Annotated in this window: 2 protein-coding genes; both read right to left on the bottom strand. The window is 62.3% G+C overall.

Going from position 1 to position 2065, the window contains the following annotated elements; genetic code table 11:
* Positions 1–161: 161 nt before the first annotated feature.
* The gene (locus tag ACESMO_RS04470; RefSeq protein WP_372706983.1) at positions 162–446 is read right to left on the bottom strand and encodes a DUF1153 domain-containing protein; all 285 of its coding nucleotides are present in this window, start codon (positions 444–446) and stop codon (positions 162–164) included.
* 256 nt (positions 447–702) lie between these two features.
* A protein-coding gene (locus ACESMO_RS04475) for an IS3 family transposase (protein ID WP_372706984.1) occupies positions 703–1892 on the bottom strand; the annotation gives its coding sequence in 2 pieces (ribosomal slippage) (positions 703–1640 and positions 1640–1892; 1191 coding nt in all).
* Positions 1893–2065 lie beyond the last annotated feature (173 nt).

A 2065-nucleotide genomic window follows, 5' to 3' on the forward strand; every position in this document is an offset into this window, starting at 1 on the left:
GCGCAAGCGTCAAGCGCCAGACCCTCCAACATCGGCGCTTGCAACACCGCAAAATCGCCGCCTAAATATAAACCCCAGACGAGGCCAACTCTCCGCTAAATCCGCCCCCTGACTGTCCCAAAACTTCTGACGACGTACAGTCACGTCAATGGGTCCTGAGCCTAGCTTCTGTAGCTTTGAATCCGCGTAGTACGCAGACCCTGCATGCCCCATTTATCGACAGCCACCTGCCAGGCGCGGAACTCCTCGGTCGTCAGGCGGTACTGCGTCAGAGCGTCATTAAGGCTAAGCAGACCTCCAAGTACGGCGGCGACAACCTCGGCCTTGCGACGGACGACCCACCGCTTGGTATTCGGCGATGGGAGGTCGCGCAGTGTCAGGGGCGTGCCCATCGGGCCGACCACATAGTGTTCATGATTGTCGTTAAGGCGTCGCTCTTGCGGCATGGGCTTAAGCCTCATTGAGAACAAACTAAGAACGGATTTAACGGGCCGCAGCTAGAGCCCTTTATCAATTGTTGTGTTGAAGGAATTGATAAAATCCACCTTCGCTCCAAACGAATATCCCAATCTCCCGCACCCGTCCACCAGCTCGCGCTTGCGACCAGGCCTCAGAACTTTCGGCGGATCTGAGATGGCCCGAGCACGGACAGTGCTCCTAGCCCGCGCCGCGGAAAGCTTCACCTGACGTAACCCCCTTTTCTCATCCAGCCATAACGAGAGTCCCTGGGTGATCTGAGCCGTGATTGTCGGGGGTGGCAATAGGCAGGTCTGCGCAGCCATCAACAAGCGCAGCAGGCCGGCCGATCTCTCCGGATAGAGCGCTGGCGTAGGCCGCGGGCGTCAACCATCCGAGCTTCGAGTGGGGCCGGTGTTCGTTGTAGTCGCGCCGCCAGGTTTCGAGCACGACGCGGGCGTGAGGCAAGGATCGGAACAGCGTCTCGTTCAGCAGTTCGTCCCTGAGCTTGCCGTTGAAGCTCTCGTTGAAGCCGTTCTGCTGAGGCTTGCCCGGGGCGATGTAATGCCGGCCGACCCCGGCATCATCGGCCCAGCCGAGGATGGCGTTGGAGGTGTATTCTGTGCCGTTGTCGCTGATGATCGTCTCGGGCCGACCCCGGCGAAGGATGATGGCGTCCAGCTCGCGGGCCACCCGCCCGCCCGACAGCGAAGTATCCGCTACCAGGGCCAGGCATTCGCGGGTGCAGTTGTCGATCACCGTCAGGATGCGGAAGCGCCGCCCGTCGGTCATCTGATCGGAGACGAAGTCCAGCGACCAGCGCTGGTTGGCGACCATGGGAATCTCCAGCGGTCGTCGCGTGCCCATGGCGCGTTTGCGTCCGCCGCGTCGGCGCACCATCAGCTTCTCCTCGCGGTAGATCCGCTGGATCCGCTTTCTGTTGACCGCATGGCCCTCGCGCCGAAGCATCACGTGCAGGCGTCGATAGCCGAACCGCCGCCGCTCCTGGGCCAGAGCCTTCAGCCGATCCCGCAGGACGCCGTCGTCCGGCCTCGTCGCCTGATAACGCACGCTCGCCCGATCGACGCCCAGCACCCGGCACGCCCGCCGCTCGCTCATCTCGTGGACCGACCGCAGGTGCGCCACAGCCTCTCGATGCGCAGCGGGCGTCACCACTTTTTTCCCAGCAGATCCTTCATCGCGACGTTGTCCAACATCGCATCCGCCAGCAACCGCTTCAGCTTGGCGTTCTCGTCTTCCAGCGCCTTCAGCCGCCGAGCCTCCGACACGTCCATGCCGCCGAACCTGGCCTTCCACTTGTAGAAGGTCGGCGAACTGAGCCCGTGCTTCCTGCACAGATCCACCACCGCAACACCCGTCTCCTGCTCGCGCAGGATCCCGATGATCTGCTCTTCTGTGAACCGTGATCGCTTCATTCTGTCCGTCCTTTCGAGAGGCGGACTCTAGCTATTCCTGGAGGAGTTTCAGGGGGTCACGTCAATCCTTCACCTCGTCCGTGGTCGCGGCCCGGGCCGTATCGCCCGCCAGCCAGCGCTTGCCCGCCTCCATGAACTCCTTGGACCACACGTAGTACAGGCTCTGGGCGATA

Origin of the sequence: Brevundimonas sp. (genome assembly GCF_041688735.1) — a bacterium.
Lineage (GTDB): Bacteria > Pseudomonadota > Alphaproteobacteria > Caulobacterales > Caulobacteraceae > Brevundimonas.

Bases quoted from the DNA above. Each gene is read 5' to 3' on its own strand.
- ACESMO_RS04470 (WP_372706983.1), bottom strand. From the start codon at position 446: ATGCCGCAAGAGCGACGCCTTAACGACAATCATGAACACTATGTGGTC.